This window comes from Micromonospora sp. WMMD729 (genome assembly GCF_049315225.1).
Lineage (GTDB): Bacteria > Actinomycetota > Actinomycetes > Mycobacteriales > Micromonosporaceae > Micromonospora.
The window spans coordinates 2,389,416-2,411,893 of sequence record NZ_CP186059.1; the positions used below are offsets into that span (position 1 = coordinate 2,389,416).

The 22,478-nt window shown below is 66.4% G+C and carries 18 protein-coding genes; 9 read left to right on the forward strand and 9 right to left on the reverse strand.

Annotation, left to right across the window (positions count from 1 at the left end; translation table 11 throughout):
- The first annotated feature begins 609 nt into the window (after positions 1 to 609).
- A complete protein-coding gene (locus ACN263_RS10950; RefSeq protein WP_422739681.1) occupies positions 610 to 909 on the forward strand; it encodes a hypothetical protein in 300 nt (99 codons plus the stop codon).
- 156 nt (positions 910 to 1,065) lie between these two features.
- Here the strand turns inward: ACN263_RS10950 and ACN263_RS10955 are convergent, their stop codons facing one another.
- The 3 genes from ACN263_RS10955 to ACN263_RS10965 all read right to left on the reverse strand — a co-directional run bounded on the left by ACN263_RS10955 (position 1,066) and on the right by ACN263_RS10965 (position 5,700).
- Positions 1,066 to 1,503 (reverse strand): hypothetical protein, encoded by a 438-nt coding sequence (locus ACN263_RS10955; RefSeq protein ID WP_422739682.1) that lies wholly within the window; start codon positions 1,501 to 1,503, stop codon positions 1,066 to 1,068.
- Complete coding sequence (locus ACN263_RS10960) at positions 1,503 to 3,902, reverse strand: hypothetical protein (RefSeq protein WP_422739683.1); 2,400 nt, start codon at positions 3,900 to 3,902, stop codon at positions 1,503 to 1,505. Before ACN263_RS10960 ends, ACN263_RS10955 begins: the two co-directional genes overlap by 1 nt.
- Before the next feature lie 994 nt (positions 3,903 to 4,896).
- Positions 4,897 to 5,700: a DUF6308 family protein gene (locus tag ACN263_RS10965; protein ID WP_422739684.1), complete on the reverse strand. Its 804-nt coding sequence runs from the start codon at positions 5,698 to 5,700 to the stop codon at positions 4,897 to 4,899.
- Positions 5,701 to 6,218: 518 nt separating this feature from the next.
- Here ACN263_RS10965 and ACN263_RS10970 point away from each other — a divergent pair.
- Both ACN263_RS10970 and ACN263_RS10975 read left to right on the forward strand, forming a co-directional pair.
- The gene (locus ACN263_RS10970; protein WP_422739685.1) at positions 6,219 to 6,521 is read left to right on the forward strand and encodes a hypothetical protein; all 303 of its coding nucleotides are present in this window, start codon (positions 6,219 to 6,221) and stop codon (positions 6,519 to 6,521) included.
- Positions 6,518 to 10,189 (forward strand): NB-ARC domain-containing protein, encoded by a 3,672-nt coding sequence (locus ACN263_RS10975; protein ID WP_422739686.1) that lies wholly within the window; start codon positions 6,518 to 6,520, stop codon positions 10,187 to 10,189. The genes ACN263_RS10970 and ACN263_RS10975 overlap by 4 nt, the downstream gene beginning before the upstream one ends.
- 344 nt (positions 10,190 to 10,533) lie before the next feature.
- Here the strand turns inward: ACN263_RS10975 and ACN263_RS10980 are convergent, their stop codons facing one another.
- Positions 10,534 to 11,391 carry a hypothetical protein gene (locus ACN263_RS10980; protein ID WP_422739687.1) on the reverse strand — a complete coding sequence of 286 codons (858 nt, stop codon included), beginning with the start codon at positions 11,389 to 11,391 and terminating at the stop codon, positions 10,534 to 10,536.
- A gap of 450 nt (positions 11,392 to 11,841) precedes the next feature.
- Between ACN263_RS10980 and ACN263_RS10985 the strand changes: the two genes are divergently transcribed.
- Positions 11,842 to 12,756, forward strand: coding sequence for a hypothetical protein (locus tag ACN263_RS10985; RefSeq protein ID WP_422739688.1), 915 nt, complete (start codon positions 11,842 to 11,844; stop codon positions 12,754 to 12,756).
- On the opposite strand, the gene ACN263_RS10990 is transcribed toward ACN263_RS10985, so the two are convergent.
- The gene (locus ACN263_RS10990) at positions 12,753 to 15,023 is read right to left on the reverse strand and encodes a tetratricopeptide repeat protein (protein WP_422740676.1); all 2,271 of its coding nucleotides are present in this window, start codon (positions 15,021 to 15,023) and stop codon (positions 12,753 to 12,755) included. The genes ACN263_RS10985 and ACN263_RS10990 overlap by 4 nt on opposite strands.
- Before the next feature lie 1,073 nt (positions 15,024 to 16,096).
- Here ACN263_RS10990 and ACN263_RS10995 point away from each other — a divergent pair.
- The gene (locus tag ACN263_RS10995) at positions 16,097 to 16,222 is read left to right on the forward strand and encodes a hypothetical protein (RefSeq protein WP_422739689.1); all 126 of its coding nucleotides are present in this window, start codon (positions 16,097 to 16,099) and stop codon (positions 16,220 to 16,222) included.
- An 84-nt stretch (positions 16,223 to 16,306) separates the two neighbouring features.
- Here the strand turns inward: ACN263_RS10995 and ACN263_RS11000 are convergent, their stop codons facing one another.
- Positions 16,307 to 16,657, reverse strand: a complete 351-nt coding sequence (locus tag ACN263_RS11000; RefSeq protein ID WP_422739690.1) for a hypothetical protein — start codon at positions 16,655 to 16,657, stop codon at positions 16,307 to 16,309.
- A 459-nt stretch (positions 16,658 to 17,116) separates the two neighbouring features.
- Here ACN263_RS11000 and ACN263_RS11005 point away from each other — a divergent pair, with 459 nt between their 5' ends.
- Both ACN263_RS11005 and ACN263_RS11010 read left to right on the forward strand, forming a co-directional pair.
- Positions 17,117 to 17,653: a hypothetical protein gene (locus ACN263_RS11005; RefSeq protein WP_422740678.1), complete on the forward strand. Its 537-nt coding sequence runs from the start codon at positions 17,117 to 17,119 to the stop codon at positions 17,651 to 17,653.
- 221 nt (positions 17,654 to 17,874) lie between these two features.
- On the forward strand, positions 17,875 to 18,198 hold the full coding sequence (locus ACN263_RS11010; RefSeq protein ID WP_422739691.1) for a hypothetical protein: 324 nt from the start codon (positions 17,875 to 17,877) through the stop codon (positions 18,196 to 18,198).
- A 153-nt stretch (positions 18,199 to 18,351) separates the two neighbouring features.
- On the opposite strand, the gene ACN263_RS11015 is transcribed toward ACN263_RS11010, so the two are convergent.
- Positions 18,352 to 19,518: a PucR family transcriptional regulator gene (locus ACN263_RS11015; RefSeq protein ID WP_422739692.1), complete on the reverse strand. Its 1,167-nt coding sequence runs from the start codon at positions 19,516 to 19,518 to the stop codon at positions 18,352 to 18,354.
- Positions 19,519 to 19,833: 315 nt separating this feature from the next.
- Here ACN263_RS11015 and ACN263_RS11020 point away from each other — a divergent pair, with 315 nt between their 5' ends.
- Positions 19,834 to 20,238: a hypothetical protein gene (locus ACN263_RS11020; RefSeq protein ID WP_422739693.1), complete on the forward strand. Its 405-nt coding sequence runs from the start codon at positions 19,834 to 19,836 to the stop codon at positions 20,236 to 20,238.
- Positions 20,239 to 20,397: 159 nt separating this feature from the next.
- Here the strand turns inward: ACN263_RS11020 and ACN263_RS11025 are convergent, their stop codons facing one another.
- Entirely contained in the window at positions 20,398 to 20,934 is a 537-nt protein-coding gene (locus ACN263_RS11025; RefSeq protein ID WP_422739694.1) for a hypothetical protein, read from the reverse strand.
- A 353-nt stretch (positions 20,935 to 21,287) separates the two neighbouring features.
- On the reverse strand, positions 21,288 to 21,746 hold the full coding sequence (locus ACN263_RS11030; RefSeq protein ID WP_422739695.1) for a hypothetical protein: 459 nt from the start codon (positions 21,744 to 21,746) through the stop codon (positions 21,288 to 21,290).
- Positions 21,747 to 21,929: 183 nt separating this feature from the next.
- Between ACN263_RS11030 and ACN263_RS11035 the strand changes: the two genes are divergently transcribed.
- On the forward strand, positions 21,930 to 22,406 hold the full coding sequence (locus ACN263_RS11035; RefSeq protein ID WP_422739696.1) for a hypothetical protein: 477 nt from the start codon (positions 21,930 to 21,932) through the stop codon (positions 22,404 to 22,406).
- The last annotated feature ends 72 nt before the right edge of the window (positions 22,407 to 22,478 follow it).

Consider the following 22,478-nt stretch of genomic DNA (forward strand, 5'->3'; position numbering starts at 1 on the left):
CCGGACCCTGGTTCGGCGTTACGAGTTGGGTGAAACCGGCGGCTCGTGACAGATGGGTTAGGGCTGCGGAGGTGGTGAATAGGCCGGCGGGGGAAGGCGTTGGGGTCGAGGAGCCCGACCATGTGGAGGATCGGTGCGGCCAGGCCGACCGGCTCCATGCGGTCGACGGCGGCGAGGGACATCGACCATGTCTCGTCGAGTCGGGTGCCATGTTCGTCCGGTAACACGCTGGGGTCGGGCAAGAGTGTATTGAGGCGGTTACGTCGGTCAGCTAGCTCATGGCGGTACTCAGCGCAGCTGATGCGACGTTCCCGAATGTAGGCGGTGGCCTGCGCCAGCGCGATCGGCAGGTAGCCAAGGTCGGCTGCCAACTCCACGGCGCCGTCGCGGTGTGTCGGATCGGTGACTGCAGAATGCAGGTATTCCGCCGCTTCGTCCGGGGTGAACAACCCGACGGGGATGACAGATCTGGTATCGCTGTCCCACCCCCGTCCAATGCGGCTGTGTATAGCGATAAGGCGGCTTGGATGATGATGCTGTTGGCGGAAGGCCTACAAGCGCTCGAACTGGAAAATGGCTCTTTGGTTGAAGTCGCGCGACGGAGACGGATTGCTGGAGGCCGTGCAATTAGTCAGCCCTGATGGACGGGCGCTAACCATTACAGTCTGGACTGATTGGACGCTGGTGGTTCAACTCTGGTCAGACGTCGGAATACCGGATTATCTGTGGCCGCCTGAAGAGCGAAGCCGAACCCCTATATTGGGTTTCGACGACTCGAACAACGTTATACACGCCGTGGTGCCTCGTCTAGATAATTTTGGCAAGATTGCCTCAGTCGATTTTGAACTGGATAGCAGAAAAATAATGATCAAATCGATGGGCGGAAACTTAAGTGTAGGAATTGATTGAATCTCGGCGTGAGAACGAGTCCCACCGACATCCTGCCGACCAACGCACTTGATCGGTGATCTGCCTGGCTTGATTATTCGCGGAGTCCTCGCGCTGCCTGGCCGCGCCCGCTCCAGGGTCGTGTGGGGCGCGGTCTGTTGACCAGCTGTCACTGTGTTAGCCGCCCGTTGCTGCGTCCTGCAACGTGCGGTCCCGTGAGACTGCGGGAGCCGAGTAGAGGTCTTCCTCAAGTGCGGCAACGGCCGAAGTCCATGCCTCGATATCCCTCAGAGAAGGTGCAGGGTCTGGGTTGCGGCCGTGCAGGATCTCGCATATCGCGACGTATGCCTCTAGCGCGCCGGCGATCGTCTGCATGCGGCGGAGCTGGGCCTCTGGCGATAGCCCTGGCTCGCCGATGCTGAGGTACAGCCGCCGTTCGATCATGGAGATGTCCGGCTTCGCAGCAATCACCGTGCTGGGCAGCTTGGCCGCTGCGCGCTCGATGCGAACGCGGAGCACCAGCGCCGCGAGCGTCGCCTTTTCGGCCGTGCCGCCGGGCCACCCCCGGTAGGCGGCCTGGAGATCCGCTAGCTCGACGTCCGGGTAGGTCGCCATCAGCTCCCGATCTGCTGGACGGCTTTGATGATCTTCCGAGTTTGGCGTATCCAAAGCTGCGGGTCTCCCTCAGGGGCGCGGCCGTGCGCTGCGCCGTTGAGTGCGTGCACGGTCGGGGTGAAGCCGTTGACGTCGATGGCTCGCCGACCCGCACGGCGGGCATAACTGTTTAGGAGCGCCAACTGGTCAAGAGTCTTCCGCGCTTTTCGGAGGTCGGCGACGACTGCGGCCTCGGGCGAGCCGACCTGCCGGCCCAGCATCTCGATCTGTGCGACGACCTCGGTATCGACGGCCTGCCGGCAAATGGCAAGCGTCATCGCGGTGACGGCGGCGGGGGTTCCGATGGATGCTCCCTTCTCCGCCCCGAGGATTCGCTGGATCTCGTCAAGCCGCTGAATCCCGGGGCTAGCCACGTGCCTCACTCGGACCTGCGGCCGACCGTCACCGTGCCGGTCCATCCGGATGTGCGTCGGCATCGCACCCAGGCCACGAAGCTCGCGCCAGAGGCGGTCATCGTGAGTGAACACGACGACCTGGAAGCGCTCAGCGAGGGTCATCAGATGCCGAGCCAGGTACCGCACTCGCCAGGTGTCGAAGGCGTGGATCGGGTCGTCGAGGATGAGGAATCCGAACGGACTTTCTGGCTGGGTAGCACGGGGCAGGTACGTGGCCAGCGAGAGCGCGTTGCGCTGGCCGGTACTTAGGACCGCAGAGCTGTCCTTGCCGGCCGGCAACGCGACATCGCCGTCGACGAGGTCCAACGTCACATTTCGCCGCATCTTTGTACCGCCGGCGAGAGCGATGCCGGTCAGCTTCAGGTCCGCGTCTGGGTTGAGCACGGACCACAACTCCACTACCTCCTTTCCGATGGGTGCGAAGATGTCCTCGCGCGCGGTTCGGATCCACCGGTCGACCTTGCGGTCCAGCCGCTCGGCCACCTCGAGCCTTGTCAGCGCCGGCCGTTCCTGGCTGCGGACGTCCATCCACGACCCGATGTGCGCGCGGACCGTCGCTTGTGCGGCGACGAAGTCGTCACGCTGGACGAGAAGGTCGTCGCGGACCTTCGCGTACCAGTCGACTAAATCGGCGCTCTCGTCCAGCGCCTCAGTCAGCGACGCCACGGATGGCGCCATGGTGACGAAATCGGTAGCCAGGCGGACGAGCCGGTCCCACTGCCTAATCCGTAGTTCAGTGGCCGGATCCGTCATTTGGGTGAGTGCCCGGCGCAGCGATTCGGTCAGCGCCGTCGGGAAGCTTCTGCCAAGGTCCCGCAGCGCCGCAGCCGCGGCGGCCGTCGCATTGCGCAGCTCCCGGGTAGCCGTCTTCAGTCGGTCGGCTTCCTCGGAGGCGCGGCGCATCCACTCGTGCCCGGCCGCCCCGCAGACAGGGCACACGTCCCGGTCACGGAGGTCGTCGAGCCGCGCGTCACCGAGGGCAAGTGCCTTCTGAAGCACCGCCAGGAGCGCGTTCGCCCCGGCCGCATCCGAACCGACGGCTTCGTCCAGCCGGACGAGCGCGTTGACGGCCCGTACGCGAAGCCCGTCATCCACCTCCCAGGTGTCGGGCAGACCCAGCGGCGGCGGTGCCGTCGCCGGCAAGGTCTCGGTCAGGACCATGATCCGAGCCTGGGCCTTCTCGTCCGGGAACGCGCCGCAGTCCCGCACCATCCTGGCCAGTTCTTCCTGGCCCGCCTTGACGATGCCGTTCAGCGCACTCGTGTGGGCGGCCTCCACAGTGCGCCGGACCACCGCGCCCTTGTCGCGGTCAGTTTTGAGCAGGGCCTGCAGTTCTTCGAGTGCGGTCAACTCAAGCGCGTCTTTTAGGAACGCGTGCAGATTGCTCGGATCCTGAATGACCTGAGACATCTCCGGATACAGCAGCACTGGCATGTAGCGTTCGAATGCCTCCGTCCATTCGCTGGGTGGCATGCTGAGCGAACCGTCCGCGTTGCGCCATCGAACAACTTCGTCTGCCCCGCAGGCAATGTCTATATCGCGTCGCCCGTTGCTGACCGTGGCGACGATATCGCGGTGGGGATAATGAATGTTGTTCGCCAGTACCTGGTAGGACCGCTTGGTTCCGCCGCTGAGGGTGTGTCGGGCGCCGTCGGCGATGCTCGTCTTACCGGTGCCGTTGCGCGCGGTGACGATCGTGAGGCCCGCAGTTGGCTTCAGGGGTAGGTCGACGGCTTCCTCGGCGACTCCGATGTGACCCCGCACATGCACGTTCCGTACGTACCAAGGCCCGTCAGCGGTGGTGACGCTCGTTGCCAGATTCGGGTTCTTGGCCCGGGCTAGCTCCAGAAGTAGGTCTCGCATATCCGGCTCAAGGTCTGCGGCGGCGGCGGCTATATCAGCCCAGGTGAGCAGGACACGCTGCGACAGGTGTTCGGCGACCACGAAAGAGCCCTTTCGGCATACCGGCCGTGGACAGTCGCCGCGTTTGTCTCGTGCCGGACAACGAATGGGGTGGGCCGAAGGTCGGCCCAGCAGCGAGCCGCACAACATATCCCGCCCGCCGTCCTCATGCCAGCGACACGCGCAAGCGAATGGCCTGGCGAATGCGTACGGGTGTTCCAATCTGCAGGTCGAGTGCGGAATGTGAGGTGAGAACGCATTCTGGAATGTCGCGAGTCGCAGCTAGCTGTGCTTCGGCCCTCGCATGACAGACGGGCGGCAATACGTGCGTGCGGCCCCGGTGGTCGGGCGCCGTCTCCGGGCGGGGCGGAGTGTGAGCATGCGCACTGTGAGGGAGAGGCTTCGGCTGCGTCGGCATGTCGCGCGACGCGTGGTTTGCGGTCAATGCGCCTCCGGCGGGAGCGCTCCGGCTCCTGGATGGCCGGAGGCCGTCTGCGGCTGCCGGCTCCGAGGGTGGTGGCGGTAGGTCATCCTGTCTGCCATCAACCCGCGCAAGCCGAGCAGACCGCCGCCCGGCCCGCCAGCGTTCGTACGAGCCGTCGAGGTCCGCAGGCGGTGGCGGGCCGGGCGGCGGCCCGCTCCCCGGGGGGCGGGCCGATGGCAGACAGGATGGCGGATGGCGTCAGGAGGGGGCAGCACCTCGTCGCGCTGCCCGACTTCGTCCGGCGCCGGATTGTGTGGCCAGCTTGGTTCTACCGCTTTGGCTAGACGGTATGAGCAGCCGCGGCGACGTAGGGATGGCCGCCGTCGGCTCGCGTCAGCGAAAATGTTCCGAGCTGCGTCAGACTGCTGCGTGGACGTTAGCAGTGGGTCCGGCGCCGGCGGCCTCCATTGACAGGCCTCGGCGGGCTCGCGGCAATCGGTACGGTCCCCATCGAGAGAAGTGCCCGTGGGGTTTGGCGATCGGGGCAGGATCCCTGCAGTCGCGCCTCACGGATGGACCTTGGCCAAGGCTCTCTTCCATGCCAGCGAGTGACTATTTGGCTGCGGGGATCGGTTCAGGCTGTAACTCCTCGGCTGTGACATGCTGGCCGATTGGTCGGTCGATCCATCGTTCACCTTGGCCGGGCCGCCGGTAGGTCGGCTTGTCGTCCTGCGATGTCCACAAGACGATGTCGATTAACTGAAGGTCTGGTAGGTCGTGGATCTCGGGAACGGTTGGTGTCACGGCATCCCGCAGGGCCGCTATTTCGGCGCGGTGGATGCGAATCCAGATCGCCAAGGCCCGAACGACCTTGTCGATGCGCTCGCGGCGGTCCAGGTCGTGCTGGCGCGCCTTGTTCGAGAAGCCCCCGCGGTTGAAGCCGAACACCTCTGCAACGTGTCCGTCGAGCACGGGAACCGCGTGGGGCCGATACAGGGCGCCCATCTTGGTGATCTTGGGTCCCCAGACGCCGTGGTACCCGAAGTGGCACAGGTTGACAACCGTGGCTAGGTCCCTGTCGTCCATCGTGTGCAGGTCGGTGTCCTCCGGTACGGCGGCGACTCGGGCTGCGAAATCGCGTCGGCGGTCGCGGGAGAATCCGGCCACGTCTTCGACGTCTACTCGGCCGGCGAGCGCGTTGGCGTAGAGCAGTGACCAGGTGGTGACCTGATCGAAGAGGCCAGAGGTTTGGGTGCTGCGGGCGGCGAGATGGTAGGTGGCCCATCCGCTGCGCGGCTCGGTGCAGAAGACGAGCACTCGTTGGGCTGCATCCGTCACGGGTACCGGAGCCAGCACGTCACCGTTGAACCCTGCCGCTGCCGGGTCGATGACCATGTCGGAGAGGTCAGTAGTCACAGCGGCAGCGTACGGGCTGGTCTCCTATCGATCGACAGACGACTCTGCCATGGCAAGTTGTCGAGAGGTAGATGTCGGTTAGCCGCTCGTCACTCCGGCCTGGAAGCGTGCCAGCGATTATGTCAGTGGGGTTGGACGCATCCATGGCACATGAGCCGCCCGCGCTCACTTGGTTGAGGTTGCTCTCGCCGACCTCTGCATCCACGATCGGGCTCTACATGAGCTCGGATGACACGGCCAGACGCACCAAGTCAGAGTCGGTCAGCAGTTGGGACCTGCTACGTCACCGCACCTGCAGGAACGCGGTTGGCAATTTCGGTGCGTGTCTGAGGAGGCTACGGTGTGTCAAGGATCTGCCGTGGTCGGTTGGAGGTCAGGCTGTGATTGAGAGCTGGTTGCTGTCGGCGGCGACAGTGGGCGGGTCGGCACTGGTCGGTGCTGTCGCGACAGATGTATGGCAGTCAGCGCGAGCGGGAGTATGCCGCTTGTTCGGTCGAGCGGGACAGCGTCGGGGTGACGTGGCACAGGGGTGGGCGGATCAGACCGCTGCGGAGATCACTGGCGCATCGACGGAGCAGCAGATCGAGGTTCGGCAGCGGTTGGCGCTGTTGTGGCAGCAGCGGTTGGCTGATCTGGTGGAGGAGTACCCGGAACTTGGTGATGAGGTGCGGATGTGGGCCGCCGATCTCCGGCAGCAGTTGCCGGCGACAGGAAAGGATTGGGTGAATACGTTCATCGCGGGCGGTAACGCGACGCAGTACAACGCGCCTGGCGGCTCGATAACCGTGACGAATCGTCTGGGCGAACGAATCGGGTCATGAGCACGACTATGGGGCGTGTCGGCGGCGATCGGTTCGAGGCACGCGACCGCTCGATGATGTTCAACGCGCCGGACGGGACGATCAACGTCTACCACGATGACCACGGTCCTCTACCGATACAGCGGCTGTGGATGGCGCCGCCGCTCGCGGCGGGCATGGTGGCGCGGCCAGAGCTGGCGGAACCGCTGCTGGATCTGGTGACTGCGGATGCCGGCGAGCAGGTGGCGGTGAGCGGTGTCCACGGCACCGGCGGATTCGGTAAGACCACCTTGGCTGCCTGGATATGTCATCAGCCGCAGGTGCGCGACAGATTTTCGGGTGGTCTTCTGTGGGTGACTGTCGGTGAGCACGCCGCCGGCGCGGAGCTGGCTGGACGGATCAACAACCTGATCGAGCATCTCACCGGCGCCCGCAGCGGGTTCACCGACCCGATCCAGGCGGGACACCGGCTGGGCGCATTACTGGACAGCCAAGCCGACCAGGTACTGCTGGTGGTCGACGATGTCTGGCGGGCCGACCAGTTGGACCCGTTCCGCCAGGGCGGGGCACGGTGCCGGCGGCTGGTCACGACTCGTCACCGCGGCTTGGTACCGGCGAGTTCCAGCGTGTGGGTTGACCAGATGTCCACCCTGCAAGCGGCGGCGCTGTTGACCCGCGACCTCACCGATCCGCCGATCGACTTGGTCGACCGGATCCTGTCGGCGACCGGACGCTGGCCGGTGCTGCTCAGCATCGCGAATCGGACTGTGGTCCGCCACGTCGAGAGCTACGGCGCCACCGCGGCGTGGGCGCTGCGGGACATCGCGGACCGACTCGCCGAGGAAGGCCCTACCAGCTTCGACTTCGAAGACCCCGCTCGAAGCGGCCGTGCGATTGACGCCACCGTCCGCGCCGGCCTGGGCCTTCTCGACTCGGCGATCAGCGACCGGTTCACCGAGCTAGCGATTTTCGGCGAAGACGTTGATATACCGCTGTCAGTACTAACGCTCTTATGGGCAAAGACTGGCGGTCTGACACCACGCGGCACTCAGCGCGTATGCGCGATCCTGGCCGGGATGTCGCTGTTGTTGCAGTACCAGTCCGAAGCAGGGACCATCCGGCTTCACGACATCATTCGCTCCTATCTCATCCGCAACGCCACCGACAACAGTCAACGCACCCAACTGCACGCCCTGCTCCTGGACGCTGCTGTCGGACTGACCATGCCGGCAGCCTCAGCGACGACATCCGCAGCCTCGCCGACCACGGCTTGGTGGACGCTCCCAGCCGCCGAGGACTACCTCGTAGCACACCTCGCTGAACACCTACAGGCTGCCGGTCGACACGACGAACTCGCCGCGACCGTCACCGACCTGCGATGGATCACCACACGCTTACAAAGCCACGGGCCCGCCGCCGTTGAGGCAGACCTCGCCCACGTGACCACTTCCACAGCCGCCACGCTGGCTAGGACCATCAGGCAGAACAGCCATCTGCTTACCCCTACCGACCCGCCCGATGCTCTCGGAAACGTGCTGGTCAGCCGCCTCGACATCGAGCCCGACCTGGCACCACTGGTGGCCGCCTACACCTTTGCCCTTCCGCTGCCGCGACTAGCCAACCGGTGGATACCCCCAGACGGTGCTCACCCCGCCCTACTACGCACTCTCACCGGTCACACCGGTGCACTGTCGTCGCTGGTGTCGGCGCCGGATGGGGCCTGGGTGGCCAGCGGCGGCCACGACGGCACTGTCCGAGTCTGGGATCCCACCACCGGCGCCTTGCGCTATACCTTCACCGACCACCAAGGTCCGGTGTCGTCGCTGGTGTCGGTGCCGGACGGGGCCTGGGTGGCCAGTGGCGGCCATGACGGCACTGTCCGAGTCTGGGATCCCACCACCGGCGCTCTGCGCAGTATCTTCACCGACCACATTGGTCGGGTAGAGGCCTTGGTGGCAGCGCCAGATGCGTCCTGGGTGGCTAGCGGTAGCCCCGAAGGCTCGGTAAAGGTCTGGGACCTGGCCACCGGCGCCCTCCGGTACAACCTCGTTGGTCATAGCGGTTCCGTGCTGGCGCTTACAACGGCGCCGGACGGGTCCTGGCTAGCCAGCGGCGGACCCGAAGGCACGCTGCAGATCTGGGACCCGACGACCGGCACCCGTCAACAAATACTCACCGGCCACACCGGCTGGCTGTTGGCGTTGGCGGTGGCGCCGGACGGGTCCTGGCTGGCCAGTGGCGGACTCGATGGCTTGGTGCGTGTGTGGGACCCCACTAGCGGCACTGTCAGCCGTACTTTCGCCGGCCAAGATAGTCCGGTCTTGGCGTTGGCAGTTGCGCCAGACGGCTCGTGGCTTGCGAGTGGCGGCCACGATGGCTCGGTACGGATCTGGGATCTGACTACCGGCACTCTGCGCCATGCCCTCGCCGGCCACAGCAGCGCAGTGCTGGTATTGGCAGTGGCGCCGGACGGCTCTTGGTTGGCAAGCGCGGGGCGCGGTCACTCGGTGCGGATCTGGGACCCGTTCACCGGCGACCTCAAGCGAAATCTTACTGGTCACACCGGACGCGTATCAGCGCTGGCCGCTGCGCCAGACGGATCCTGGCTGGCCAGCAACGGTTTCGATGCGACGGTACGCGTATGGGACCCAAGTATTACTAGTGCCCTCGGGCGAGGTGCGGACGGCCATACCAGGTCGGTGATGGCGTTGGTGTTGGCACCGGACTGCACTTGGCTGGCGAGCAGCTCGTACGACCGGACGGTGCGAATCTGGGACCCTATCGTCGGCGCTGTGCGGCACACCTTCACCGACCACACCGGCTGGGTGGGGGCGTTGGTGGCGGCGCCGGACGGATCATGGTTGGCCAGCGGCGCTCACGATGGCACAGTGCGGATCTGGAATCCTGCCAGCGGGGTCCTTCGCCGAACTCTCACGGAAGGTCCGAGCCAGGTAGGGGCGTTGGTGGCAGCGCCGGACGGGTCGTGGTTGGCCAGCGGCGCTCACGATGGCACGGTGCGGATCTGGGACCCCATCACCGGCACCCTCCACCACACCCTCGCCGGTCACACCAACGCCGTGTTGGCGCTGGTGACAGCACCGGACGGATCTTGGCTGGCCAGCGACGGCTTTGACGACACGGTGCGGATCTGGGATTCCGCCACCGGGCTCCTTCGCCGAACTCTCACGGACGGTCCCAGCCAGGTAGGGGCGTTGGTGGCAGCGCCGGACGGGTCCTGGCTGGCCAGCGGCGCTCACGACGGCACGGTGCGGATTTGGGACCCGACCACCGGCACCATCCGCCACATCCTCACCGAGCACACCGAGGGCGTCTCGGCCTTGGTGACGGCACCGGACGGATCCTGGCTGGCCAGCGGCTCATACGACACGACGGTGCGGATCTGGGATCCGACCACGGGTACCCTCCGGCAGACCCTCAACGGCCACAAGTCCCCCGTGATGGCCCTGATGAGAGCACCGGACGGATCCTGGCTCGCCAGCGCCGGACGCGACGGAACGATCCGGATCTGCGACACACGAGACGGCGGACATCTCGCGACGACCCGAATAGGAGGGACGCCTCCAGTCTTCCCCCTAACGACAGGCAACCGTGCCGTCTTCTGTGCTGGCGCGCACGCCGTGTACGGCTTTGACTTACTTCTCACTCAAGGGCAAGGCGCTGGCGATTAAAACGCCTGCACGGTGCGGACACGCAGTCCAGACCACATTTCCCAGCCCTTCTGGGTCCCGAGTGCCCCCTCATAGGTGGGTGTCGGCTCCGTGTGAAAACTTCAACCGGCGTTGACAGTGGGCGCTGGACGTGTCCCGTAGATCTCGCGTCGGCGCCAGTAGGTAGGGGAGTTCCTGCAGAGCTGCGGGGACCAGCAGTGTCGTCCGGGGCGTGCCCGAGCTTCGATAACATCAGATCGGCCTGCTCATCCTGATGCTGCCCTGGCGTCTGCCGATCGTCCTGAGGCGTGGGCACATGTCTCGAACGAGCGTGCCGTCGGCGCGGGGAGTACAGCTCGACGCAGCTATCCGCTTGGCGGCACATCGCCGTCGGCTCGCCAGTCGGTGAACAGCTCGGCAAGTCTGGTCTTGGTCTGATCGGTAAGGATCTTGTTGACGTCCTCTCCGAGTGGTTTCAGAGCGTGTTGTCGTACTGCGGCGTGTTGCGCTGGTGCGGGGCAGATGAACACGGCGAGGATCCGGAGTGCGCGCAGAGCTTCGTCGCTCGAGATGAGGTCGAGCAGCGGCGCGCCCCCGAACGCTGCGGCCTGAACGCCATGCCACACCTTGTCGACGATCAAGCCGATGGCGGCTTCGGTGACGTGCGGCCGGTCGGCCTGCAGTGCCGAATCCAGGATCAAGGCTTTGACCTTGTTAGGGATGCTGTCGAAGCCTCGTCGGGTCATCTCGATCGCCTGAACCAACCCGATGAAGAGGTCGCACCAGAAGTGGTTGGTGAGGTCGCGTTTGACGCTGGTGGCGTCGGGAGTGGAACGGTCGAGTTGCGTGACGATTTCCCGCCAGGCTCCGCGCGTCATTTGCTCGGCGAGCGCTGTCACCTGCTCGGCTGGCGTCGGATAGGGCTCGTCGTCTTCGGGCCCCACGGGTGGCGACGGTGCGGCAAGCCAGTCCACGATGTCGACGCGGGCGAGGTCGGTGGTGACCTCTTGGTTGCCGCGGGTTTGCTCCAAGCGCCCCGGACGATGCTCTGTCCAGACCAGTCTGCTCTCGAACCGCTCTCGTCCCCCTTGACGGATCAGATCGTCCTGCTCAACGTGGTCGAGCCAACCCTGCACGCCATGTTGGCTGCCGCCGCACTGGGTGCAAAGGCAGCGGTGTCCGCGGGCCATCTCGCAACCAGGATTGTGTCTGCCGGTTTCCATGTCACGGCCACCTCGCTCACCCAATTGAACCGGTTGCGGTGCTAGCGATAGCTGACTAAATGGAACCTCATCGATACCCTACTCTGTGCCAATGCCGGTCGAACGAGCCTGTCGGGTTGCGGGCAGAACGCCGCCGGTCGCTACGGAACCGGCATCGCAAGATGGCTTGTCCGTAGTCACGGCGGCGCGTACGGTCGGTCGTAGCAGCCGACTACGTTTAGATATTTAACCTGCTGCTATGCCGCCCAGTTGTGCGGAGCCCGATGATCGGCCATCGATGCCGACGGGCTAGACCCCGCCTGCGGCGCGTCTTCGGGTCCCTCAGGTTGCAGTCGTCGACACACTCGGTTCCTGTCACTCCGCGTCAGGTGTTTGTGACTCGCCGCTGCTGCCTTGCACCGGATGAGCCCAAACGTGCTGGTGTGCCCTCGCTTGCAAAGGAGCGCCCTCATGACCTCGCACGGAATCCGTAGCCGTCGGGAACCGCCAGCTTCGAGCCGTTGGCTCGCCCAGCAGTTTCCGCACCGGGCCTGGCTCATCGCCGACCTGCAGAGTCGTATGAGTCGCGCCCCTGCAATCATCCGCGCCTGCGCACCTGAGCCGGACCGATTCGGGCAGGCAATGGAGCGGACACTCGCCCTTGACCTGTGCGATGCACCTCCGTACTTGCAGCTGATCAAACAGCTGCCGGCGGCCGGAATGCGGCGCCTGCTCACCACCGCCGGATACGCGCCAACGACCGACACTCCCGACGGGCCCTGGTGCAGAACCGGCGACCACGTTCCCGGCGCTCGACTGTTCACGGTGGGCAGCCTGCTCCCCGACCTCGATAGGGCCGTGCACGCACTCCGTGGGGTGCACCCGGACGAGGCGCGCGAGGCGATCCAGGCGGTGCTGCGCGACCGGCGGGCCATCTCCTCGTACGCCACCGCCGCGCGCGCCGCTCGCCCTGCCTTCGCTGCCTTCTGGGCCAGCTACACCAGCGGCTTCAGCAATGAACTGCGCAGCTACGGACCCGTTACCGCCTCCGTGAGCCTGCAGGGTGGCCTTCGCATCGCCGACTTCCTCGCCGGCACGACCATCGTCGAATACAAGACGGGTCATTTCGACGAGGCCCACCACCTGGACGCGCTTGTCGAGCAAGTGCTGACCTATGCCCTTCTCGTACCAGGATCCGGCCATCTGGTCACCGCAGTCGCCATGTACCTCGCCCGCTACCACGTGCTGGCCCGCTACCCCCTCGGCCTGTTCCTTGGCCACCTTGCCGGGCAACCCATCGACGTCACCGAAGCCGGCCGCCGCTTTACCGCCCTCGTGGAAGCAAAACAGCCAGTAGGTCGACCATCTGCACTCTGTTGTCTCTAGCCAGCGGTCTCGGCATGCGTGCGCCAGTAGGTGAGGCGATGACGGGTGGTAATGGTCTGCGTGTGATGAGGGCCGAGGATCCGCATCTGATCGGTGAGTAGTTCGGTGAGGGCTGCGACCGCGCCGCCTGGGCCTCCACTAGTGCCTCCGGTGTCGATTAGTTCCTGGCGCGTGGCCAGGGTTTCGGGGTGGTCGGAGCCCAGGACGCGCAGCATGTCGCGGAGCAGCGTCTCGAAGTCGCGGAGGGCTTCGGTTGCATCCCCGGTTCGCGCGTTCCAGCAGGCAAGTTCGCGGCGGGTGGTCAGGGTGTCCGGGTGATCGGGTCCGAGTACGCGGTTTTGGTCGCCGAGCAGGTCGGCGAGGGCGACGGCAGCGCCTACGGGATCCCCGGCTATGCCTTGGTAGCGGGCCAGGTTGTGTCGGTTAGTGAGGGTGTGCGGGTGGTCGGGTCCGAGAATTCGGATTCGGTCGGTGAGTAGTTCGGCGTATGTGGCCACTGCGCGGGTGGGGTCTCCGGCAATCCCGCTGATGTCGGCGATACGGTGACGGACAACCATGGTGTCGGGATGATCGGGGCCCAGGATCCGTCTCATGTCGGGCAGCAGCGCGGTTAACTGATCGAGCGCGCCACTGATGTCCCCTTTTATTCGATGGAAGCGAGCGAGATTGCTGCGGGTGACCAGGGTTTCGGGGTCATCCGGTCCGAGGATTCGCGCCTGGTCGGTGAGCAGCTCGCTGAAGGCATGGGCAGCGCCGGCAGCATCTCCCGCTTCACCCCGTTGGTAGGCGAGGTTGTTGCGGGTAGTCAGAGTTTGCCGGTGTTCGAGGCCGAGGACCCTCGCCTGGTCGGTGAGCAGAGCGGCGAAGGCGGTAGCGGCCCCGGTTGCGTCTCCGGAGGCGCCCCGCCATGCGGCGAGGCTGTTTCGGGTGGCGAGGGTTTGCGGATGGTCGCCTCCGAGCAGTCGAAGTCGGTCGGCCAGCAGTTCCTCGTAGTCCTTGGCAGCGCCGACCGGGTCTCCGGCTCGGCCACGCCAGCGGGCGAGTTCGTTCCGGGCTGCCAGGGTATCGGGGTGATCTGGGCCGAGGTGACGCTCGGCTATCTGATGCAGGCTGCGGAAATGATCGACGGCGGCGGCGACTTGTCCGGTGCCACCCAGACTGACGCCCGTCCGGAACAGGACAGGGTGGATGCGGGGAGTGTGAAGCAGACTGCCCAGGTGCTGCCGGAGGGCCGTTGCGTTGGCGCGCAGCAGGGCGGTGGTAGCGGTCTCGCGTTCAGTGTCGGGCCAGGTTTGCAGTAGTGCGTTCGCTGTAGCGCTCCCGCTGCGCCGAGTGCGGTCTGGATCTGAGTGGTCGCGGATGGCGCGTTGAACAAGGGCGTGCATCTGGAGTGAGTCGGTACTGATGTCGAGGGTGATGAGGTGGTAGCGATGCAGGTGATGTAGCGCCTGCCGGATCTGGTTCGGCGTTACGACTTGTGTGGAACCGGTGGCTCGGGACAGATGGGTGAGGGCCGCGGGGGTGGTGAATAGGCCGGCGGGGAAGGCGTTGGGGTCGAGGAGCCCGGCCATGTAAAGGATCGGTGCGGCCAGTCCGGCCGGCTCCATGCGGTCGACGGCGTCGAGAGACATCGACCATGTCGCGTCGAGTCGGGTGCCATGTTCGTCCGGTAGGACGGACGGGTCGGGCAGGAGTGTATTGAGGCGGTTACGTCGGTCAGCTAGCTCGTGACGGTACTCAGCGCAGCTGATGTGGCGTTCGCGAATGTAGGCGGTGGCCTGCGCCAACGCGATCGGCAGGTAGCCGAGGTCGGCCGCCAACTCCACGGCGCCGTCGCGGTGTGTCGGATCGGTGATCGCGGAATGCAGGTATGTCGCCGCTTCGTCCGGGGTGAACAATCCGACGGGAATGACCGATCGGGTATCGCTGTCCCAGGTGGTGTCCCGCACGCGGCTGGTCACCAGCGTGCGGCCGGTGGCGGATATCGGAGGCCACCAACCTGCGGCGTCGGCCGGGCTGTCGAGGTTGTCCAGCACCAGCAGCCATCGCCGCTCGGTATGCGCCAACCACGCCAACAGCCGGGTGGCCGCATCGGATGCGGCGACACTAGTCCCGGCAAGCCCAAGGACGCTTGCCGCTTCGGCATACCGAGCAACGATCGCGTCCCGGCTCGACGCTGTTACCCACACCAGCAGATCCAATTGTCGGCGCTCGATCAACTGGCGAGCGAACCGCGCGGCCAACTGGGTCTTGCCCACCCCGCCCATTCCCGTCAAGATCTGTGCGCGCGCCGCCGTACGACACGGCCTCGACAGCGTTCCTGGGTCGAAACGCGGACTTCGGTCCTGCAGCCAGGAAGCTGCCGAGGGTACCCGCCCAACTTGCGTGAGGCCGCTCGGGGTGGGTCCGGGTCGGTCGGCCGGCGATCCGGTGCGTAACGCCAGGATGGCGGCAACCGTGCCGACCGCAGCCAGCAAAGCGCTGACGATGCCCGCGATCCACCCGGCCTGCTCCACCGACGCCCACTTAGGGTGAGGTACCGACCAGTCGAACGCCAGCCACCACACCGTCAGCGCCGGTGACACCGTGACAGCCAAGACCAACGGCCAGACGAGGCGCTTCCGACGCCGCGTCCCCTGACGCCCGCAACCGTAAGTCACTGCTCCATCATCGCCCGTAGATGCGACAGATCCATGCTGCCCCGTTGGTGGTTAACCGGGCGTGGATCGGGGGTCCCTCCACCGTGGATGCCGATACCTCAGCTGCGGGCGAAGGCGCGTACACCGGTCAGGTATGCAGGGGTGGCAACAGAGCTACCTGGACCCGATGTCAGGGCGGGTCCTTGACCGCTCGCCGTAACGAGTCCGGTAACGACTCGGGGCTGAAAGCCGAGGAGTGACTGACATAAGGCAGCAGCGGGCGTCACAAAGGGCTGCCAATATGTCCGCATCTGCGGACGTATCAATCGGTTCTGGCATGCCGTGACACAATCGTTGTAAAACTGGGGGTCAAGGGGTCGTCGGTTCGAATCCGGCCGTCCCGACGCAGGTCAGAGGCCATTCGGAATCTTCCGGGTGGCCCTTTCTGATCTTGTACAGCGGCGAAGTGCAGTGACGGCTCATTGATCGAGGTTTCGCCCAGCTTCCGCAGGGCCTCGCGGGTGCCCTTGGATGAGACCTGGCTGTAGATCTACGTCGTGATCGCGCGAGTGCTGCAGTTGCGGCGCGTCGGCGGCGGGGGACCTGTTCGGCAGCTACGTCGCCAGCTTCAACCGAATCCTCGGGAAGAAGCTGGCGGTCTGGCCTGAGCACTGAGCCATAAGCGGTGAGAGGCTGAGAACATGGCCCGGGTCGAGCACTTCAACAACCCGAACGCCCCGAAGTCGAACAGCATCGAGGGACGCAAGCACCAGCAAGCGTTGATCGCCCTCGCCCGCCGCCGCGTCGACGTGCTCTGGCACTGCTGAGGGACAACCGCTGCTTCCAGCCCCAGCCGCCGTCCACGGCTCCCAGGTGAGCCTGCGCGAGTTCCTGACCCTGGCCGGCGGCGGTCAGCCTGGGGAGGAGTTGTCGAGGTCCTCGGCTCGACGCCTGAGTTCTTCGGCGTGATCGTCCCAGTCCGGCCCGTGAGAGTAGAGGTCCGCGCCGGCTGCGCGAAGCAGTTCGGCGTCGTGGGGCCGCTGAAGGCACGCCAGGCGATAGGCGAGGTTCCTCGCCCAGACCGGAAGATCTCCGGTGAGGTCCGGGATCGTCTCGCGGATCATCGCCATGATCGTGTCAGCATCCGCGAAGGTCAGCACCTCGATGAAGTCCCGCGTGGCGTCGTTGATGTGACTGCCCGGTCGCTCCGGATATTCCGGCTCAGCGCAGAGGTCGAGAGCAAGTTCAATAAGGCTCTTCACGAATGGATCATCCCCCCGTCCCCCTCAGCGGCGCGCCGCCCCGCACCCCGACCCTCCCTCGGAGACCGCAACGGGCCTCCTCGGCCGGGCACTTCAAGGGCTGCCCGAGAACCCCGGCCAGGTCAAGGGCAAGGCGCTACGCGGTCGCCTTCGGTCGAGCCTTGATCCGACCGAGAACCGTGGGGCAAGAAACAAGCCTGCCCGACCGAGGAGACCCACCATTGCGCAGCCCGCTTGACAGCCGCCATTGAGACTCGTCCGGCAGGGTGCTCCTCCTTTTCGGCGTAGGAGGGCTGGAAGGTTTGGCGACTGCCCGACGAGGAGATCCGCTCCCCTTGCTGATTGCTACGCTTCGCGACCTGAGGGGAGGAAGCCGTGGGCAAGTTCCTGGGGCGCTTTCGTAAGGTCCACCGAGGTGAGCCTGCTTCGGGCCTCAACCCGGGAGGCGCTGCCCTCGGTATCGCAGCGGCCCGTCGGCTGAGGGAACTCGGACACGTCAAGATTCAGCGGGGCCTGACGGAAGCGGAGCTTGCTCGCGTGGAGCACACCTTCGGCTTCCGGTTCGCTGACGACCACCGCGCCTTCCTGGCCGCCGGGCTACCGACCGGCCCTTCCTGGCCTGACTGGCGACGAGGGGAACAAGACGCTCTCCGCGATCGCCTTGCGTGGCCCATCCATGGCGTGTTGTTCGACGTCGAGCACAACGGCTACTGGCATGAGAGCTGGGGAGAGCGGCCAGGTAACCGCCGTGAGGCGGCAGCAAACGCCGAGCCACACCTCCGGAAGGTGCCGCAGATGGTGCCCGTGTTCGGTCACCGTTTTCTGCCCTCCGGCCGCGGCTCGTACGGGCACCCGGTCCTGTCGATGTATCAGACCGACATCATCTACTACGGCGACGACCTGGAGGACTACATCCATTCGGAGTTCGGTGGACGAGCACCGGACCGAGGTCGGGAGCCGCAAGCCACCGTCGCCTTCTGGAGAGACTTCCTCTAGCTGGTTCAGCTATCCGTACAGCCAAGACGGCAAGCCACCGCCGGCATTCCCCGACACGGACGGACTGAGCAGGGCACCGCTCCCTGGCCAGCCCGCTCCGATCTATCTCCAATCCCATGGCCAGCATGGGCCATCCGTGAGCCAGTGCCCGTGGCACGCGGTGGGGACGAGACGCAACAGGGCTGGCCGCCGCCCGCAGGTGTTTCGGGCATCACGACCGCTTGAGCACGCTCGTCCATACTGAAGGTGTGCATGGTTCGCTCCTGCAACTGATTCAGCGCCTGGCCGAGCTGCCGGACGACGCGACCCTTTACGCGGCTCGTCCATGGTCACCTGAGTCGGAAGCGGTTGCCGCGATCGAGGGGCCAGGTGTTGGGTCACCCACCGCATTCCCGTATCTCCTTGAGGTCGAACTCGCTCGTAGGGCGGTCGACGTGTGGTCGCAATGGAGGAAGGGCCGCAGGCCAACTGCCGCCGATGCCTGCGCGGCCGTTATTCACCACGCCACCCACGATGCGTACATGCCGACGAACGCCGGCACATGATCGGAGCCTCCTCCACCGCGCTGCCCCGTGCCCGTTGCGCGCCCCATCGAGCGGGAGCCGAGCAACGGCGGTCAACTGCCGAGCGGGATGAGGCCGTGACCACACTTCCTGGCCCCAATGCGGCGCATCGAAAGCTCCTCGCCGGCTGCTGATCTAACCGGCGAGGATCCGGGCGACGGCGGTGCTCAGCACGCGTACGCCGCGGGTCGAGCCCGGCTCCAGCCCGGTCAGGTCGCGCACCCGGGTCAGCCGGTAGTCGAGCGTGCGCGGGTGGATGCACAGCGCGGCCGCGGTGTCGAGCCGGTTCATGTCGTGCTGGTAGTAGGCGTCCAGCGTGGCGACCAGGTCGGGGCCGGCGTTGAGTTGCGTCGCCACCACCTGAAGCCACTGCCCGACCTCCGCCAGCCGGGCGGCTCCCAGCTCGGCGAAGACGTCGGTGACCGTGTACGCGTGACACGGCACGGCCCGCACCGGTGCGACCTCGCTGACCTGCCGGGCCAGCGCCACGGCGTCGCCGAACGCGCGTACCCGCCCAGGCGCGGTGCCGGCCGCACACGGCCGGCCGGTCATCGCGGCCACGTCGCGGGCCAGCGCGAGCCCGCGCTCGACCGCCGGCTGCCGGCCGCCCGGCGAGCTGGGGATCAGCGCGACCACCTCGTGCGGCTCCGACCAGCTCAGTGGCATCCAGTGTGTCTTCAGCAGCGCGCCGGCGAACTCGTCCCGCGCCGCCTGGTCCGGCCCGGGCGACCCGTCGGCCACCCGGACCACCGTCGCGACGACGTGGTCGGGGACCGGCATGTGCAGGCCGCGCGCCAGGTCGGTCGCGCTGTCGTCGCCGGCCAGCAGCATCACCGTCAGCAGCCGCACCTGGGCGGCGGTCGCCAGCGTGCGCCGCTGCCCCTCGATCCAGCCCCGGGTGTACGCGCCCTGGGCGGCCAGTCCCGCGGGAGCCAGCCAGGCGAGCGTGTGCATCGTCGCGGCGATGTCGTTCGGGCCGGCCGCCTCGTACACCTCACGCAGCGTCAGTCGGGTGTGCACGAGCAGCACCTGCCGCTGCGCGGTCAGGGTGAGTCCCTTCTCGCCGCGCTGGCGGCCCATCGCGGCCATCAGGTCCAGATCCTGCGAGTGGAACGGCGCGCTGTCCGCTGCGAGGTCGACCGTGCGCTGACGGAGGAAGACCGCGAAATCGAGCATCTCCGACCGCACCTGCGGCATGGCTGCGAGGTTGCGGTATTCCAGCAGCTCCTCCTGGTAGGCGTCCACCGCCCGGCGGGCGTTGTCGGCCACTCGCTGCCGCCAGAGGCTGAACAGACCGCCCATGCCGATCAACGGTAATCGATGCGTTCCGGTCACGCCGTCCGGTTGACGCGGACCGGACAGCCTTGCGGACATCCGCAAGAACCGGGGTACGCCGGCGACCCGGTTCTCGCCCTGTCACGAAGACCCGGCCACCGGCACCCTGGAACGCTTCGCCATGGACGTCGAACGATGGCCCGGCCGGGTCGGGCGCGACCAGGTACGCGCCCCGGCATCCGCAGATGGCACAGCACTCGAGAGGTGGTTCTGGTTATGACATGGCGTGGTCGACCCTCCGCCGGAGCACGATCCGGCATTCTCCGCGCATCCAGTCTGCTGTTGGCCGCGACGGCGATGCTCGCCGCGTTCGTGGCCGCGCCGTCCGCGGCGGTTGCGGCACCCGCGCCGAGCGGTGACGTGGCTGTCGCCGCCGTCGGAGCCGAGCGGGCATCGGCGAGCTCCGCCGGCATGTTGAGCGTCAGGACGTCGACGGCGACCGCTGCCGCACCGGCGAAGGGCGGCGGTTTCTCGGTGATGTCGGGCTCCTGCCCGTACGCCGGGCAGTACATCGACCCGTGGCTGATCGTGTTCCAGGGCTGCACCCTCACCGGCCAGCCGACGACCGCGGTCAGCGCCCGGTGCTCCAACGGGGCCACCCTGGGCCCCGTGCACGTGCCGCCCGGCGTCTACGACATCTATGTCGACTGCTACCCGGCGTTCTTCAGCTCGCTCGCGTTCATCTGATCGGCCCACCCGGCACGGATCCCGTTGCGGGATCCGTGCCGGCGGTGCCGGTCTCGGCCTGTTCTTCAAGGGGCTGCTCGTCGACGAGAGAGCCATCGGCGCGGCGGGTCGCGCCCCCGCGCGACCCGCCTGCCCGTCCGTCAGCCCGGACGCCTGCCGCTACGCGGTTCCCTGAAGGAAGTAAATCTGGTCAAGGTTGTTGAGGTCCTTGTTGTCATTGAGTGCCATCGTGACGGTGCTGCCGTCGTCGATGTCGAGGTTGTACAGGTCGCCACCGTTCACCGGACCCCGCCACGGGCCGTAGAACGGACCTGACTCCCTGACCTGCAGCGTCGTGTAGATGGTGTCGCTGTCGTCGCGGGTGTCGTACACCCAGACCACCTCGCCGTACGGGTGGAACTCCGACTTCGCGACGAGGGTGGAGCCGACGTACAGTTCGATCTTGATCGCCACGCCGTTCGGGTCCTTGCGGAAGAAGGTCCCGTCGAAGGAGTCGTTGAGGCGGCACCCGTCGCTCTGGGCGATCACGGTCAGGTTGCCGGCGATGCGGTGGCAGTTGTCGGTGTCGACCTGGGCCCAGCGGACAGTGGGGTTCGGGTTGTACGCCTGGGCGCTGCTCGGGAAGACCAACACCGAGCCGACCATGGCCAGGATCGCGACGATACCGGCCATCAGGTGACGACGTGTCCTCTGCATACTTCTCTTCCTTCCTCTGAGGTGACCGCGGCGACGGACTCACCCCCCCCCCCCCCCGGCCGTCGAACGCCGCACTTCGATCTGAGCAAGGCATGAACCGGGCAACAAGCCGTCAGGCCGTACGGGACAGTCCCGAACGGCGACCGAACGGCCGGTAGACGATCGACGGCCGGGGACCAGCGGGGCACCACACGTCCAACCTGGATGGATCACCGCAGGCATCGTGCCGCCGGGCGCGCCGATGCTGATGTACGTCTACGCGTACCGGAACGTCCTTTGTGGTCAAGGGGTCGTGGCTCCTCTGTGGGAGCTACCAGGCCCCGGGGATGGCGCGGCGGCAGGCGGCACGTCTCTCAGCGTGCGGCCGTAGAGGTGATGTAGGTGTGGAACGCCGCCGCTTCTTCATCCGTGACAACCGGTTCGAAGTCCAGGTGCTCGCTCGGAACGATGCTGGTACCCGTACCGGTGACTGTCACGAACCACGCGCCTTCGTGGCCGAACCAGCGCGCTTGCGCCAGGACGCCGACGTCGGCGCACTCTGAGGGGTCATCCCGGTTCGCCACGGCGGTGATACGAACCCACTGCCCGTCCTGGCCGTAGGGCGGTTGCGGGACGTGCAGGGTGAGGTTGTCCGCCCCGAGGCTCTCACCGAACAGACGAGCCGCACCGGCCTGGGCCAGTGCCCAGAGTTGTGCCGTCTTACCCGTGCGGCCCACCTCCACCTCGCCGTCCGGACCCTCGACCAGTACGGCGTATGAGCGGTCAGGCTCGTGCCGTACCCGCGCTCGCACCTGCATCTTGGGCTCGCTCACCCGTAAATGATGCCGCAGCCGATCCGTCGACAGCGGCACCTCTCCGCCACCTGACGTGCCGCAGCGGCGCTGAAGCTCCCCGGACTGCAAGCGCGCTTGGAGGTAGCGCACAGCTCGGCACTATTCCCGTTGCGACACAACGAACATCGCCGTGATCATGGCTGCATGACCAGAACGGCTGCGGTGTCGGCGAACGGGCGAAGCTTCTGGGCCTACGACGTGAGTGTCTCCTTCCTTGCCTACGAGATGCTTGTGGTGGGTCGCGAGGGTGTTCCCGGGCCGTGGTTCGACCAGCTAGCCGACTCACTCGCTGCGGTGGCGACTGTCGGCGGCAGCGCGGGCCTGAACCTGGAGCCGGTGGTCGAGGCCGATGCGGTGGAGCCGTTCGCGGCGCTCGCGTCGGAGGCAGCCGCCCGGCTGGGCGCATTTCGGGCGGTGACGGAGGCGGACGCTGAGCTGCGGCGTACCGGAGGATGGCCGGTGATCTGGCGCGGCCTCCATGGCCCAGCCATGCCCACCGCCCCGATGGTGGACCTGGCGCACGCGATGATCAAACTGCTTCGGGGGACGCTGCCAGAACCGCCACCTGGCACCTGGTGGTACCTCGGCCTGCCGGACGGTCCCAGCACGATCACGATGAACGGCGGATCCGACGGGTGAGGAACCTTCTTATGCGATAAAGCGGCGCGCTTCGCAGGCCGCTCAGGCCGCCGCACCTCTGGCCTTCGGCCG